Here is a 13,726-nt window from a genome sequence, read left to right on the forward strand (position 1 = left end):
AAGGGCATCGCCTTTGATTCGCTATCGCTAATCTGGCATTGAATTATCAGGATTTTGAGGCAAAGGCGGAAATTTTCCGGGCCATGCGCGATATCCTGTTGCTAATCGTCATTTTGAGACTGCGTACCAGCCAACAAATTTATGTTGCATCGATCGTCACCCGCCGCCGCGCTGGCCTTGAGAGCGGAAACGTTTCCGCCCGTTCGCCGATAGCACGAACGGGCGGCAATGGTACAATCCGAATGACGCCGAATCAGCCCATGCGTTCGGACGCGTAGGAACCGGGGCTGGCGGGGAAGACGATGGTTTTGTTGCCGTTCATGAACACCCGGTGATGGATATGCGCATGCACCGCGCGGGCCAGGACCTGGCTTTCGACATCGCGGCCGATGGAGACATAATCGGACGCCGACTGCGCATGCGTGATGCGTGCGACATCCTGCTCGATGATCGGACCTTCGTCGAGATCCTCGGTGACGTAATGCGCGGTGGCGCCGATCAGCTTCACGCCGCGCTCATAGGCCTGCTTATAGGGATTGGCGCCCTTGAAAGACGGCAGGAAGGAGTGGTGGATGTTGATGATCCGGCCCGACATCTTCTTGCAGACGGCATCCGACAGCACCTGCATGTAGCGGGCAAGCACGATCAGATCGGCGCCCGACGCAGTCACGACGTCCATCAGGCGGGCCTCGGCCTCAGGCTTGTTGGCCTTGGTCACGTTGATGTGGTGGAAGGGAATGTCGTGGTTGACGATGACCTTCTGGTAATCGAAATGGTTGGACACGACGCCGACGATCTCGACCGGCAGCGCGCCGATCTTCCAGCGGTAGAGCAGATCGTTGAGGCAATGGCCGAAGCGCGATACCATCAGCATGATCTTCATCTTGTGGTCGCTGTCATGGAATTCGCTGGTCATACCGAACTTGGCCTTGACCGGCTCAAAACCCTTGTCGATCTCTTCGATAGCCGCGCCTTCCTGGCTGGTGAAGGTGATTCGCATGAAGAACAGGCCCGTCTCCAGGTCATCGAACTGGCTGGAATCGATGATGTAACAACCCTTGTCGGCGAGGAAACCCGAGATCGCCGCGACGATGCCGCGCGTGGATTTGCAGGTAACGGTCAATACATAGCTTTTCGTGGGGCTGGTCATGAGGCGCGCCTATCGATCTTGCGTTGCGGAAATTCAGGCTCCGGATCGGCATTATCGCGCGTTCGAGAGCATGGCAAGGGGTTCATCGCCCACCAAGTGCGAAGCTCTCAAGATTTGCCGGACATGCGGGAAATCCCGGATGTCCATGATGTCATTTGATGTATGTTGCCGCCAGCCTCCGAAAGCAACACGAACGTGTGCACTGCGGTAGATGCGACTTCAGAAATTGCCCTAACGGAACTGCGTTGCAGCGCGTTGTTCCGGCTGCTGCGCCTGATAGTATTCAGCCTCGTATGAATCCAGAAGCGTTGCGAGCCGGTCGAGGCGGCGGTCCTGGGTGTTACCCGAACGGGTACTCCATAATTTTCCGAACTCGGAAATTGCCGCTTCGTATTCGACAGACGTCCAGGCGGATATCTTCTCAGGCATCATGTTTTCGGCCCCGAAGTGATTTGCACGAATCATGCTGGCATTCGAAGGCTATCGAAGCCCGCGTCGGATTTCCAGCGCGTTCAGGCGTCTATTCACGGCGAAATGGTCACGGATGAATTCGCTCGTTATTGTTGCAGTGCAAAAAACCTGTCAGCGTTTGCGCACCGTTTCCGGATAACAGATGATCGAGAGATAGCGGGCGGGGAGCTTTTCCAGCACTTCCGGTCCATGCGGCGCGTCGGCATCGAAGAACAGGCTGTCGCCCGGCTCCATCGCATAAAGCTTGTCCCCATGCCGGTATTGCACGGAGCCTTCGAGCATATAAAGGAATTCCAGTCCTTCATGCTGGAAGGTCGGGAAGATGTCGGAATCGCCGGTCAGCGTGATCAGGTAGGGTTCGACCACGACGCCGGACGCGTTGTTGCCGATATGGCCGAGCAGATTGTACTGGTGGCCGGCCCGCGTACCGCGGCGTTCGAGTTCGACCCCTTCGCCGGCCTTGACGAACATCGCATTGCGCACCTCTTCGAAACGGCGCAGGAACGCCGTGACCGGCACGCCGAGCGCCTGGGCCAGGGCCTGTAGCGTGGTGAGCGATGGGGAGGTGTTGCCATTCTCGATCTTCGACAGCATGCCGAGCGAAATGCCGGTGGCGGAGGCAAGGTCGGAACCGGTGATGCCGAGCTTCTTGCGCAGCGTTCGCACCTCGTGGCCGATCGCCATTTCGAGGTTGTTGACCTTCTTGTCGCGCACGGCATGCGGATCCTGATAGGGAATTGCGCTCTTCGAAGTTGCAGATTTCGCCAGGGGTTTTTCCGCCATGTTTATCCTAAAATTTGAATGTCAGGAAAGAATGTCAAATTCTGGTGGAATTGCAAGTGAGGGGTAAGATTGCCGTCAGCGCTTCAACAGCGCGGTCGCTTCGGCGAGCGATCCGGTGAGACGCGTGAAATTCTCCCTCAGCCGGCGCTCGGTCGCCACCGCCACTTCAGGATATTCCGCCATCATGCGATGAAAGAGGGTGCGGCTGATGCGCAGCACTTCGCTTTCCACCGCAGCCGTCGCCGTGAAATGGCGCTCGGCATCGGAAATCATCGCGATCTCCGTGAGGATCGAGCCCGGGCCTGCCTCGCCGATGACGCGGTCGCTGCCCGATGGCAGGTTCCGGGTCAGCCGGATCTGGCCTTGCAGCACGACGAAGGCGGAATCCGCCGCGGCACCCTCGCGAAACAGGACATGGCCGCGCTCCAGCCGGCGTCGCTCCGCCCCGAAGGCGAGCAGCCTCAAATGCTCGTCCTCCAAGCCGTCGAAGATCGACAGGCCTTTCAGGATTGCGATGTCTTCACGAAGTGCCATCCGGCGCGTGCCCTACGGGATGATCTTGTAGCCGCCGTTTTCGGTCACAAGTATCTCGGCGTTGGAGGGATCTTTCTCGATTTTCTGCCGCAGCCGGTAGACATGGGTTTCGAGCGTGTGGGTGGTGACGCCTGAATTATAGCCCCAGACCTCCTCCAGCAGTTCGTCGCGCGTGACCGCCTTCTGGCCGGCACGGAAGAGATAGCGGATGATCGCGGCTTCCTTCTCGGTCAGCCGGATCTTCTTGCCGTCGGCCTCGGTGAGAAGCTTCTGCGCCGGTTTGAAGACGTAGGGTCCGACATTGAACGTGGCGTCCTCGCTCTGCTCGTACTGACGCAGCTGGGCGCGAATGCGCGCCAGCAGCACGGCGAAGCGGAACGGCTTGGTGACATAGTCATTGGCGCCCGCCTCGAGCCCGAGGATCGTATCGGCATCGGTATCGTGGCCGGTCAGCATGATGACGGGTGACTTGAAAGCGCCCTTGCGCAGCAACTTCACCGCCTCGCGGCCATCCATATCAGGCAGGCCGACATCCATGATCAGGAGATCGACCTGAGTGTTGCGGGCAGTCGCAATGCCCTTGCCGGCATTCGGCTCTTCCAATACGGAAAATTCCTCATAGAGTCCGAGTTGCTCGACCAGCGTCTCGCGCAGGTCGGCATCGTCATCCACAAGCAGTATGGTGCGGGCTGTCATCGTGACCGTTCTTCCAAGTTTGGAATTTTTCAATGACTGGTATGCCAGATTTGGTTGTTAAAACAAGCGCGGCATGCGCCCGGGTGCCGTTCCGATACATGTGATCAACTGCAATTAACACGATGTAGGCCATGACTCGCACCGTTCTCCCCGAAATCATCGTGCGACCGGCCCCCGGCAACCCGCGCCGGGCGATCGTGCAGGCAGGCGATCTGACATTCCCGGCGGCCCTCGGGCGAGGTGGCCGGACCAGCCGCAAGCGCGAGGGCGATGGCGCGACCCCGATCGCCGATATGCGCCTGCTCTACGGTTTCTTCCGCAAGGACCAGGTAAAGGTGCCGCTCGGCACGACGCTGCCGATGACGCCGATCGACAAGACGATGCTGTGGTGCGACGCGCCGCAGGACGCCAGTTACAACAGACCGGCACGTGCTCCTTTCAAGCCGAGCCACGAGAAGATGATGCGTGGGGATCATCTCTACGATATCTGCCTTGTCATGGACTGGAACATGTCCAGCCGCAGCCGCAATCGCGGTTCGGCGATCTTCTTCCATCTGGCCAAGCCGGGCTACCTGCCCACTGAGGGCTGCGTCGCCATCAAGCGCCGCGACATGCTGCGGTTGCTGCCGTTGGTCGGGCCGGAGACGGTGGTGCGCGTTCTCTAGCCGAGCATTTTCGGCGTCACGAAATGTTCGAGCGCGCAGGAATGCGGGCCGAGATCGTCCCAGCTTCCGCCGAATGACAGAACCGCGACGGCTGCCGTCGGGAACTTTTCGCGCAGCCGCGCGCCCGCTTCGCCGCCCTCATCCTTCATCAGCAGCATGGCAAGTTGCTCGAAGCCCGGATTGTGGCCGACGACGATCAATGTGCCGACCGCTTTTTTCACCGACTTGATGACAGCGAGTATATTCTCGGCCGTCGCTTCATAGATCGCATCGCTATCCTGCTTCTTCACCGGCTTGCCGAATTCGGGGCCCGCGAGCGCCCATGTCTGCTGCGCCCGCCGTGCTGTCGAAACGAGCGCAAGATCCGGCACAAGCCCGTTCGCGGCAAGCCACGTGCCCATCACGGGGGCTGTCTTGATGCCGCGACCGGCGAGCGGCCGATCGTGATCATCGACATCGTGCTCCCACGATGATTTCGCGTGACGAAACAGGATCAGTCGCTTGGGCATCGGCGTCTTCCGCATGGTTTCCACAAGGCTAGCAGTTTTTTGGCCGGCGGACGGTAAAAATCCGGAACGCCACACCCATATTGAGTTTGGACGCCGGGCCTTCCTCCCCTCCTCCCCTGCCCGTGCGTCCCTCCCATTCCCATGCGCAACGGTTGCGCCTTTCAGACACACTGGAGATATCCATGTCCGACCAACCGCATATTCAGTTCCATGACGGCCGTTCAATCCCGCAAGTGGGCCTCGGCGTCTGGCAGACCCCGAACGAGACGGCGATCACCGCCGTCGATGCCGCGCTCAAGGCCGGTTACCGGCATGTCGATACCGCCGCGATCTACAACAACGAGCAGGGTGTCGGCGAAGGCATTCGCAAGTCGGGCGTCGACCGCAAGGATATCTACCTCACCACCAAGCTGTGGAACGACGACCAGGGCTTCGACTCGACGCTCCGCGCCTTCGACAAGAGCTTGCAGAGGCTCGGCACCGACTATGTCGATCTCTACCTGATTCATTGGCCCTCGCCGAAGCGCAACAAATACCGCGACACATGGAAGGCTTTCGTGCGGCTGCAGGAAGAAGGCCGCGCGCGATCGATCGGTGTCTCAAACTTCGGCGCTGAGCACCTCGAAGCCATTATCGGCGACACTGGCGTGACCCCGGTGCTCAATCAGGTCGAACTGCATCCGGATTTCCAGCAGAAGGAATTGCGCGCTGCCCATAAGCGGTTCGGCATCCAAACCGAAAGCTGGAGCCCGCTCGGCCAGGGCATACTCCTGGCGAATGAAACCGTCGGTGAAGTCGCCCGCAAGCTCGGCAGGACGCCAGCGCAGGTGATCATTCGCTGGCATATCCAGCACGGCCTGGTGGTTATCCCGAAATCGGTGACGCCGAGCCGCATCGTCGAGAATTTCCAGGTCTTCGACTTCGAACTGGATGCCAGCGATCTCAAGGCACTCGACAGCCTGGACGATGCCGGCGGGCGCATCGGCCCGAACCCCGCAACGGCAGGGTTCTGACCATTCCCGGCCGGACGCGCTACTTGCGCTCGGCCGGCTATCGCGTCGCCGTGATGACATGCGCACGAATCCGGCCTTCGATCGGGCCGTGGCCGAACTGTTCGGCCAGGGCGGAGGCGACGGCTTCCGTAATCGATTGCAGCTCGCCGGGTGCGCGCGCCTCGATCTCGTTCCGGAAAGGATTGCCCTGGCAATAGCCGGTCGCCGCGTCGAGCGCGGAATTGGCGCGGCTCACCTTGTCGACGGTCTCGACCGAAACCTTGGAGAAACCCGCCTCCCTGACGGCTGCGGCTATCGCATCGACATCATGGTAGCCGTGCGGCGTCCGCTCCATGAATTTCGGCGGGTCGTCGGAAAAGCGTGCGGCGAGGGCGGCATTGACGACCGTTATGAATTCGTTGGTCGATATCCGGTCCCAGACGGAGAATATATAGGCGCCGCTGGGGCGCAGCACCCGGAACGCCTCGCGATAGCCCTGATGCTTGTCCGGAAAGAACATCACCCCGAATTGGCAGACTACCGTATCGAAACTCTTGTCTTCGAAGGGAAGCGCCAGCGCGTCGGCTTGCCGGAAGGTGACCTTGCCCTGTCCGCGCTGAAGTTCGGCAGCGGTATCCAGCATCGGCTGGTTGAGGTCGGTGGCAACGATCTCGGTTTCGGGAAGTTTCTCGGCGATCGCCCTGGTCACGACGCCAGTGCCTGCCGCCATTTCGAGGACCCTGCCCGGTCGAAGGACCGCCAGCCGGCCCGCAAGGTCCTGCGCATAGGGGTCGAAAATCATGGGGACCATGTAGCGTTGATAAATCGCGGGGATGTTGCCCGCAAAGACCTTGTCTGCTCCAGTCATGACCGCCTCCCGCTGTCGGAACATCCAGCGTATCGCAAGCGCCCGGCGGACAGCAAGCTCAATGCGAAGTAAGGGCTCGTTAGCCACATTTCGCAACGCTTACTGACACTGGCGACCAACAGGCGGAATATGACCTTCCGCGAATGGAGGTGGGTGTCATGAACACAACAGCCTGGAAGCCCGCGATCACCGTAGAAGATAGCGAGACCGGAACCCGGCGGACGGTGAGAACCGTGCGGCAGGCGCAGACGGTGCTGCACCGCAATTGGCCCGACACGTCAGGCAGCCGCTACCGGCTGGCCGAGACGACTTGCGAGGACGCATTGCACGGCGAGGCGGCACCGGATGATGCCCGCAAGGCCTTCATCGCCGCTGCGATCGAGGCACACCTGCATCTGAGCTGAGAAAGAAGAAAGCCGCCCGGGGGCGGCTTTCGGAAAGTCTTACTGCCAGTCGCGGATATCGACGAAGTGTCCGGCAATCGCCGCTGCCGCCGCCATGGCGGGCGAGACGAGATGTGTGCGGCCCTTGAAGCCCTGGCGGCCCTCGAAATTGCGGTTCGAGGTCGAGGCGCAGCGCTCGCCCGGCTTCAGCCGATCGTCGTTCATCGCAAGGCACATGGAGCAGCCCGGCTCGCGCCATTCGAAACCGGCGGCGAGGAAAATCTTGTCCAGGCCCTCGGCCTCCGCCTGCTCCTTGACGAGACCGGAACCCGGCACGATCATGGCGTTGACGGTCGAGGCAACGGTCTTGCCTTCGACGACCTTGGCGACTTCGCGCAGATCCTCGATGCGGCCATTGGTGCAGGAACCGATAAAGACGCGATCGAGCGTGATATCGGTGATCGGCGTGCCGGGCTTGAGGCCCATATAATCGAGCGCGCGCCACTTGGATGTCCGCTTGTTCTCGTCAGTGATTTCGTCCGGGTTCGGCACGACGCCCTGAACCGAGATAACATCCTCCGGTGACGAACCCCAGGACACGATCGGCGGCAGTTCTGCGGCATTGAGCACGACGACGCGATCGTAATGCGCGCCTTCATCCGTATGCAGCGTCTTCCAGTATTCGATCGCCTGTTCGAGCTGGGCGCCAACAGGCGCGCGTGGACGGCCCTTGATATATTCGAAGGTCTTCTCGTCGGGCGCGATGAGGCCGGCGCGGGCGCCGCCTTCGATCGTCATGTTGCAGACGGTCATGCGGCCTTCCATGGAAAGCGCGCGGATCGCCTCGCCGGCAAATTCGATAACGCTGCCAGTGCCGCCGGCGGTGCCGATCTCGCCGATGATGGCGAGGATGATATCCTTGGCGGTGACATGCGGCGGCAGTTGGCCGTCGACACGCACCAGCATGTTCTTGGCCTTCTTCTGGATCAGCGTCTGGGTGGCGAGCACATGCTCGACCTCCGACGTGCCGATGCCATGCGCCAGCGCGCCGAAAGCGCCATGCGTCGAGGTGTGGCTGTCGCCGCAGACGATGGTCATGCCGGGCAGGGTGAAGCCCTGCTCGGGACCGACGATGTGGACGATACCCTGACGCTTGTCGTGCTCGGAATAATATTCGACGCCGAACTCGGCCGCGTTGGTGGCGAGCGCCTCGACCTGGATGCGGCTTTCCTCGTTCTTGATGCCTTCGTAGCGATCGAGCGTGGTCGGCACGTTATGGTCGACGACAGCGAGCGTCTTTTCGGGCGCACGCACCTTGCGGTGGGTCATGCGGAGGCCTTCGAACGCCTGCGGGCTGGTCACTTCGTGGACCAGGTGGCGATCGATGTAGAGGAGACAGGTACCATCGTCCTGCTGATCGACGACGTGATCGTCCCAGATCTTGTCATAAAGGGTGCGGGGTGCGCTCATTGGATTTCACCATATATCTGAAAATGCGAGGGAAAACGAATTGCGGCGGATGCCGCCAACGGCACGTCAGAGAATGTGCGCGGTCGCGAGGCCAGAGAGCTCGGCGAAAAAGCGTGCCGGCAGGCGCTTGCGATCCTGCAGCACGAAAACCAGCTTTTTCCCAGTGTTTTCCATCATGGCAGGGCGAATAGCACTTTTCAGCTACGACGGCAATGGTTTGAGACCAGACGTATTTAGGCAGCCGCACAATGGATTTCTAGAACGCCATCAATTCCGACGGTAAATCCAGAGCTGCGCGGGTGGTATGTTGCGCACGACAAAATCGAAATGCGTGATCGAGTAGAGATCGGGCATAGCCGGCAACGGCGACAGCGGGCCATGGGTGATCTGGACGACTGGTCTTCCGCGTGGAATGCGCGACAGCAGGTTCTTCATCAAGTCGATGCGGCGGTCCAATGGAAAGCTTAGCATGGGCACCGCTGAGATGACGCAGTCGAATGTCTCCGCACGGCGATCGGCGAGTACGTTGTCGAGCTCGAAGACATCGCCATTGCGCACATCGACCTCGGGGAACCGCGCCCGAAGCAGGTCATAGAAATGCGGCGCGTATTCGATCGAGACGATGTTCTGTGGTGCTATGCCGCGTTCGAGTATGGCCTTGGTGATGACGCCGGTGCCAGCACCGAGTTCGAGCACGGGCAAGCCCGATTGAGGGTCGATCACATCGGTCATGCGCCGCGCCGTTACCGAAGAGGTCGGCAATAGCGCGCCCACCCCCTTCTTGTCCCGCTGCCAACCCTTGAAGAATCTGATCTCCTCGTCGAACTTCCGCTCCAGACGCTGCCTCAACCCCATTGTCATCAACCCTCCTCAATTGCTGCTGAACCGCACGACGCAACGCGGCTGTACTCAAATGCCGAGGTCACCGGCCGGGTTCCATCGCGCTGCGAATGACTGTCTTCTTTTTGCGACAATTACAAGCCGCTTTGCGCCATTTCGGTTCGCACGGCCACTTCCCCCGTGCTGGGCGGGTGACAAAATTCGGTGATACCGGGAAAATAGGAGGGCTTAGGCTGCCGGCGCTTGGGCTTGTGGCCTATTGACCTGCTTCGAAGCTTCCATCACCAGAGGCAGCAGGCCCTCACCGCCATTATCGACGATCTCGAAGAACTGGCGCCGCATGCGCGGTTCCCAGAACTTGTTGATGTGGTTCGACACGCCGGGAACGCGCGTGGCCTCGGGCTGCGACAGGAAGAAGGTCGCGATCTGGTTCGCCATCCGGACGATCTTGTCGTTATGCTGCATTCGCCTCTGCCCCTATCTTTACCCGGTCCGCGCCGGTGAAAATCTCGAAATCCTCGCCACGTGCCAGGGCCACCAGCGTCATGCCGGCACGCGTCGCCATGTCGATCGCCAGCGCCGTCGGCGCCGATATGCCGATCAGCATACCGCTGCCGAGCTTGGCGGTCTTCTGAATCAGTTCGACCGAAAGCCGCGAGGTCATGATCACGGCGCCATCGGAGCCAGAAATTCCATTACGCGCCAGATGCCCGATCAGCTTGTCGAGCGCATTGTGCCGGCCGACATCCTCACGCACGGCGACCATGCCGCGTCCGGGAATATAAAAGCCCGCCGCATGAACGGCACGGGTCTCGGCATTGAGCGGCTGGTTGGCGGAGAGAGCCGCCATCGCATCGGATATATTGCCGGCGGTCAATTGCAGCGCGATCCCTGAAACATCCGCGGCAGGCTTTAGCGCCTCCTCGATCGATTCCACGCCGCACAATCCGCAGCCTACCGGCCCGGCCTTGGCCCGGCGACGGACGCGGAGCGCGCGATCGACATCATCCTTGACGCTGATCTGCAGATCTATGCCGCCGGAGGCGGATTCGACCTCAACACCGATCACCTCGTCCAAGCTCTCGATAATACCTTCGGACAGCGAGAAACCGACGGCGAAGTCCTCGAGATCGGCGGGCGTCGCCATCATCACGGCTTCGGTCGAGCCGCCATAGGAGAGCGCGATGGCGGATTCTTCGGCCACCGTGCGATGGCCGTTGGAGAGCACGGCATTGCGGAAGATGGTTTCGGGGACGCGGTGGGAGGTGGGCGTTTCAGCCATTGGCACCCCCCTCTGTCCTGCCGGACATCTCCCCCTCAAGGGGGGAGATTACTTGGAGCACGCTTGCCGGCCATCTCGACCAACCGTTGCTCAGCATCCGACGAAAATTTGAAGCGAGGCTAGAACCCCCAGCCAATCTCCCTCCTTGAGGGGGAGATGCCCGGCAGGGCAGAGGGGGGTATGCCACGCTCACGCTCAAATCCTTACTCCGCAGCTTCCAGCTTGCCCACAATCCGGCGCGAACGACGGCTGAGTTCGTCATACTCCTCCTGCCAGCGCGACGGGCCGTTGGAGGGCGAGATCTGCACCGCCGTCACCTTGTATTCCGGGCAATTGGTCGCCCAGTCCGAGAAGTCGGTGGTGATGACATTGGCCTGCGTGTCGGGATGGTGGAAGGTCGTATAGACCACGCCGGTCGCCACCTTCTCGGTGATCAGAGCGCGGAGCGACGTCTCACCGGCACGGCTCTGCAGCCGCACCCAGTCGCCATCGCGGACGCCACGCTGCTCCGCGTCGTGCGGATGGATTTCCAGCCGGTCCTCTGCATGCCAGGCGCCGTTTTCAGTGCGCCGTGTCTGCGCGCCGACATTGTACTGGCTGAGCACGCGGCCGGTGGTGAGCAGCAACGGGAAGCGCGGGCCGGTCTTCTCGTCGGTCGCGACATATTCGGTGCGGATGAACTTGCCCTTGCCGCGCACGAAACCGTTGACATGCATGATCGGCGAACCCTCGGGGAACTTCTCGTTGCACGGCCACTGAACCGAGCCCATCTTTTCGAGATAGTCGTAAGAGACAAGCGCGAAGGCCGGCGTCGTCGCCGCGATCTCGTCCATGATTTCGGACGGATGCGTGTAGGTCCAGTTCAGGCCCATGGCATTGGCGAGGTTCTGCGTCACTTCCCAGTCGGCATAGCCGTTCTTCGGCGTCATGACCTTGCGGACGCGGTTGATGCGGCGCTCGGCATTGGTGAACGTGCCGTCCTTCTCGAGGAAGGTCGAACCCGGCAGGAAGACGTGGGCGTAGTTCGCCGTTTCGTTGAGGAACAGATCCTGCACGACGACGCATTCCATCGCGGCGAGACCGGCCGAGACATGCTTGGTATCCGGGTCGGACTGGAGAATATCCTCGCCCTGGATGTAGATGCCCTTGAACGTGCCATCGACGGCCGCATCCAGCATGTTGGGAATGCGCAGGCCCGGCTCGTTCTCAAGCGTAACGCCCCACATCTTCTCGAAGATCGCGCGGGTCGCATCATCGGAGATATGGCGATAGCCCGGCAGTTCGTGCGGGAAGGAGCCCATGTCGCAGGAGCCCTGGACATTGTTCTGGCCGCGCAGCGGGTTCACGCCGACACCACGACGGCCGATATTGCCGGTCGCCATGGCGAGGTTGGCGATTGCGATGACCGTGGTCGAGCCCTGGCTGTGTTCTGTCACGCCGAGGCCATAATAGATGGCACCATTGCCGCCGCGGGCAAACAGACGGGCCGCACCGCGGATCAGTTCCGGATCGACCTTCGTATACATCTGGATCGCTTCGGGGCTGTGGCGTTCTTCGGAAACGAATTCGGCCCAATCGGAAAATTCCGACCAGTCGCAGCGCTCGCGGATGAAGGCTTCGTCATAGAGGCCTTCGGTGACGATCACATGCGCCAGCGCCGTGACGACGGCCACGTTGGTGCCCGGCATCAGCGGAAGGTGGTAATCCGCCTTCACATGCGCGGTCGAGACGATTTCGGTCTTCCGCGGATCGATGACGATCAGCTTGGCGCCCTGGCGCAAACGCTTCTTGAGCCGCGAGGCGAAAACCGGATGGCCTTCGGTCGGATTGGCGCCGATGACGATGACGACATCCGTATCCTCGACAGAGTCGAAATCCTGCGTGCCCGCCGAGGTGCCGAAGGTCTGGCCGAGGCCATAGCCGGTGGGCGAATGGCAGACGCGGGCGCAGGTATCGACATTGTTATTGCGGAAGCCGGCCCGGACCAACTTCTGCACCAGATAGGTTTCCTCATTGGTGCACCGCGACGAGGTGATGCCGCCGATCGAATCCTTGCCATACTGGTACTGGATGCGGCGGAATTCGTTGGCGGTGTATGTCAGCGCCTCTTCCCAGCTCACTTCGCGCCAGGGATCGGAAATCTTCTCGCGGATCATCGGGTTGAGGATGCGGTCCTTGTGGGTGGCATAGCCCCAGGCAAAACGGCCCTTGACGCAGGAATGGCCGCGATTGGCCTTGCCATCCTTCCACGGCACCATGCGGACGAGTTCCTCGCCGCGCATTTCCGCCTTGAAGGAGCAGCCGACGCCGCAATAAGCGCAGGTGGTAACTTCGGAATGTTCCGGCTGGCCGATCTCGATGACGGTCTTCTCGGTCAGCGTCGCGGTGGGGCAGGCTTGCACGCAGGCGCCGCAGGAGACGCATTCGGAGGAGAGGAAATCCTCGCTTATGCCCGCAGCGACCCGGCTGCCGAAGCCGCGGCCCGAAATCGTCAGCGCGAATGTGCCCTGCACCTCCTCGCAGGCGCGGACGCAGCGCGAGCAGACGATGCACTTCGACGGATCATAGGTGAAATACGGGTTCGACTCGTCCTTCGGCATCCAGTTAAGGTTCAGCGCACCATCGTTGCGTGCCGTGACGTGGTTCTCTCCTTCATAGCCATAGCGCACATCGCGCAGGCCGACCGCACCAGCCATGTCCTGCAATTCGCAATCGCCGTTGGCGGCGCAGGTCAGGCAGTCGAGCGGATGATCGGAAATATAGAGCTCCATCACGCCCTTGCGGATGTCCTTGAGCCGCGAGGTCTGGGTATGAACCTGGATTCCTGGCGCGACCGGCGTCGTGCAGGAGGCAGGCGTACCATTGCGGCCTTCGATCTCGATGAGACAGAGGCGGCAGGAGCCAAAGGCATCCATCATGTCGGTGGCGCAGAGTTTCGGTATCTCGATGCCGGCATCCATCGAGGCGCGCATGATCGATGTGCCTTCGGGGACCGTGATCTCGCGGCCGTCGATTGTCAGCGTCACCATCTTTTCGGATTTCGAAGCGGGCGTGCCGTAGTCGATTTCGTGAATAAGGCCCAT

General features: G+C 61.0%; 15 protein-coding genes. 3 read left to right on the top strand and 12 right to left on the bottom strand.

Annotated elements, in window-relative coordinates:
- Positions 1-253: 253 nt before the first annotated feature.
- The 5 genes from purU to IHQ71_RS23510 all read right to left on the bottom strand — a co-directional run bounded on the left by purU (position 254) and on the right by IHQ71_RS23510 (position 3,634).
- Complete coding sequence (purU, locus tag IHQ71_RS23490) at positions 254-1,150, bottom strand: formyltetrahydrofolate deformylase (RefSeq protein ID WP_258158824.1); 897 nt, start codon at positions 1,148-1,150, stop codon at positions 254-256.
- Positions 1,151-1,381: 231 nt separating this feature from the next.
- On the bottom strand, positions 1,382-1,615 hold the full coding sequence (locus IHQ71_RS23495; RefSeq protein WP_258158825.1) for a hypothetical protein: 234 nt from the start codon (positions 1,613-1,615) through the stop codon (positions 1,382-1,384).
- Between the two features lie 117 nt (positions 1,616-1,732).
- A complete protein-coding gene (locus IHQ71_RS23500) occupies positions 1,733-2,404 on the bottom strand; it encodes an XRE family transcriptional regulator (protein WP_258158826.1) in 672 nt (223 codons plus the stop codon).
- A 75-nt stretch (positions 2,405-2,479) separates the two neighbouring features.
- Positions 2,480-2,938 carry a cyclic nucleotide-binding domain-containing protein gene (locus tag IHQ71_RS23505; RefSeq protein ID WP_258158827.1) on the bottom strand — a complete coding sequence of 153 codons (459 nt, stop codon included), beginning with the start codon at positions 2,936-2,938 and terminating at the stop codon, positions 2,480-2,482.
- A gap of 12 nt (positions 2,939-2,950) precedes the next feature.
- Entirely contained in the window at positions 2,951-3,634 is a 684-nt protein-coding gene (locus IHQ71_RS23510; RefSeq protein WP_258158828.1) for a response regulator transcription factor, read from the bottom strand.
- Between the two features lie 131 nt (positions 3,635-3,765).
- Here IHQ71_RS23510 and IHQ71_RS23515 point away from each other — a divergent pair, with 131 nt between their 5' ends.
- Positions 3,766-4,299 carry a L,D-transpeptidase gene (locus IHQ71_RS23515; protein ID WP_258158829.1) on the top strand — a complete coding sequence of 178 codons (534 nt, stop codon included), beginning with the start codon at positions 3,766-3,768 and terminating at the stop codon, positions 4,297-4,299.
- Here the strand turns inward: IHQ71_RS23515 and IHQ71_RS23520 are convergent.
- Positions 4,296-4,808, bottom strand: coding sequence for a histidine phosphatase family protein (locus tag IHQ71_RS23520; protein ID WP_258158830.1), 513 nt, complete (start codon positions 4,806-4,808; stop codon positions 4,296-4,298). The genes IHQ71_RS23515 and IHQ71_RS23520 overlap by 4 nt on opposite strands.
- A 182-nt stretch (positions 4,809-4,990) precedes the next feature.
- Here IHQ71_RS23520 and IHQ71_RS23525 point away from each other — a divergent pair, with 182 nt between their 5' ends.
- A complete protein-coding gene (locus IHQ71_RS23525; RefSeq protein WP_258158831.1) occupies positions 4,991-5,821 on the top strand; it encodes an aldo/keto reductase in 831 nt (276 codons plus the stop codon).
- Positions 5,822-5,858: 37 nt separating this feature from the next.
- On the opposite strand, the gene IHQ71_RS23530 is transcribed toward IHQ71_RS23525, so the two are convergent.
- Positions 5,859-6,668, bottom strand: coding sequence for a class I SAM-dependent methyltransferase (locus IHQ71_RS23530; RefSeq protein ID WP_258158832.1), 810 nt, complete (start codon positions 6,666-6,668; stop codon positions 5,859-5,861).
- 158 nt (positions 6,669-6,826) lie between these two features.
- On the opposite strand from IHQ71_RS23530, the gene IHQ71_RS23535 reads away from it, so the two are divergent.
- Positions 6,827-7,072 carry a DUF982 domain-containing protein gene (locus IHQ71_RS23535; protein ID WP_258158833.1) on the top strand — a complete coding sequence of 82 codons (246 nt, stop codon included), beginning with the start codon at positions 6,827-6,829 and terminating at the stop codon, positions 7,070-7,072.
- Between the two features lie 39 nt (positions 7,073-7,111).
- On the opposite strand, the gene leuC is transcribed toward IHQ71_RS23535, so the two are convergent.
- The 5 genes from leuC to fdhF all read right to left on the bottom strand — a co-directional run bounded on the left by leuC (position 7,112) and on the right by fdhF (position 13,726).
- Complete coding sequence (leuC, locus tag IHQ71_RS23540; RefSeq protein ID WP_258158834.1) at positions 7,112-8,521, bottom strand: 3-isopropylmalate dehydratase large subunit; 1,410 nt, start codon at positions 8,519-8,521, stop codon at positions 7,112-7,114.
- 267 nt (positions 8,522-8,788) lie between these two features.
- Positions 8,789-9,382, bottom strand: a complete 594-nt coding sequence (gene pmtA, locus IHQ71_RS23545) for a phospholipid N-methyltransferase PmtA (protein ID WP_258158835.1) — start codon at positions 9,380-9,382, stop codon at positions 8,789-8,791.
- A gap of 207 nt (positions 9,383-9,589) precedes the next feature.
- Positions 9,590-9,826 carry a formate dehydrogenase subunit delta gene (locus IHQ71_RS23550; protein WP_258158836.1) on the bottom strand — a complete coding sequence of 79 codons (237 nt, stop codon included), beginning with the start codon at positions 9,824-9,826 and terminating at the stop codon, positions 9,590-9,592.
- Positions 9,816-10,643, bottom strand: a complete 828-nt coding sequence (gene fdhD, locus IHQ71_RS23555; RefSeq protein ID WP_258158837.1) for a formate dehydrogenase accessory sulfurtransferase FdhD — start codon at positions 10,641-10,643, stop codon at positions 9,816-9,818. Before fdhD ends, IHQ71_RS23550 begins: the two co-directional genes overlap by 11 nt.
- 203 nt (positions 10,644-10,846) lie before the next feature.
- The gene (gene fdhF, locus IHQ71_RS23560) at positions 10,847-13,726 is read right to left on the bottom strand and encodes a formate dehydrogenase subunit alpha (protein WP_258158838.1); all 2,880 of its coding nucleotides are present in this window, start codon (positions 13,724-13,726) and stop codon (positions 10,847-10,849) included.

Source organism: Rhizobium sp. TH2 (assembly GCF_024707525.1).
Taxonomy (GTDB): domain Bacteria; phylum Pseudomonadota; class Alphaproteobacteria; order Rhizobiales; family Rhizobiaceae; genus Rhizobium_E.

What these genes read in the sequence shown, in the direction of transcription:
- IHQ71_RS23530 (WP_258158832.1), bottom strand. Translation starts at nt 6,668, where the DNA reads ATGACTGGAGCAGACAAGGTCTTTGCGGGCAACATCCCCGCGATTTAT.
- leuC (WP_258158834.1), bottom strand. Translation starts at nt 8,521, where the DNA reads ATGAGCGCACCCCGCACCCTTTATGACAAGATCTGGGACGATCACGTC.
- pmtA (WP_258158835.1), bottom strand. Translation starts at nt 9,382, where the DNA reads ATGACAATGGGGTTGAGGCAGCGTCTGGAGCGGAAGTTCGACGAGGAG.
- fdhF (WP_258158838.1), bottom strand. Translation starts at nt 13,726, where the DNA reads ATGGGCCTTATTCACGAAATCGACTACGGCACGCCCGCTTCGAAATCC.
- purU (WP_258158824.1), bottom strand. Translation starts at nt 1,150, where the DNA reads ATGACCAGCCCCACGAAAAGCTATGTATTGACCGTTACCTGCAAATCC.
- fdhD (WP_258158837.1), bottom strand. Translation starts at nt 10,643, where the DNA reads ATGGCTGAAACGCCCACCTCCCACCGCGTCCCCGAAACCATCTTCCGC.
- IHQ71_RS23525 (WP_258158831.1), top strand. Translation starts at nt 4,991, where the DNA reads ATGTCCGACCAACCGCATATTCAGTTCCATGACGGCCGTTCAATCCCG.
- IHQ71_RS23515 (WP_258158829.1), top strand. Translation starts at nt 3,766, where the DNA reads ATGACTCGCACCGTTCTCCCCGAAATCATCGTGCGACCGGCCCCCGGC.
- IHQ71_RS23500 (WP_258158826.1), bottom strand. Translation starts at nt 2,404, where the DNA reads ATGGCGGAAAAACCCCTGGCGAAATCTGCAACTTCGAAGAGCGCAATT.
- IHQ71_RS23505 (WP_258158827.1), bottom strand. Translation starts at nt 2,938, where the DNA reads ATGGCACTTCGTGAAGACATCGCAATCCTGAAAGGCCTGTCGATCTTC.
- IHQ71_RS23510 (WP_258158828.1), bottom strand. Translation starts at nt 3,634, where the DNA reads ATGACAGCCCGCACCATACTGCTTGTGGATGACGATGCCGACCTGCGC.
- IHQ71_RS23550 (WP_258158836.1), bottom strand. Translation starts at nt 9,826, where the DNA reads ATGCAGCATAACGACAAGATCGTCCGGATGGCGAACCAGATCGCGACC.
- IHQ71_RS23535 (WP_258158833.1), top strand. Translation starts at nt 6,827, where the DNA reads ATGAACACAACAGCCTGGAAGCCCGCGATCACCGTAGAAGATAGCGAG.
- IHQ71_RS23495 (WP_258158825.1), bottom strand. Translation starts at nt 1,615, where the DNA reads ATGATTCGTGCAAATCACTTCGGGGCCGAAAACATGATGCCTGAGAAG.
- IHQ71_RS23520 (WP_258158830.1), bottom strand. Translation starts at nt 4,808, where the DNA reads ATGCCCAAGCGACTGATCCTGTTTCGTCACGCGAAATCATCGTGGGAG.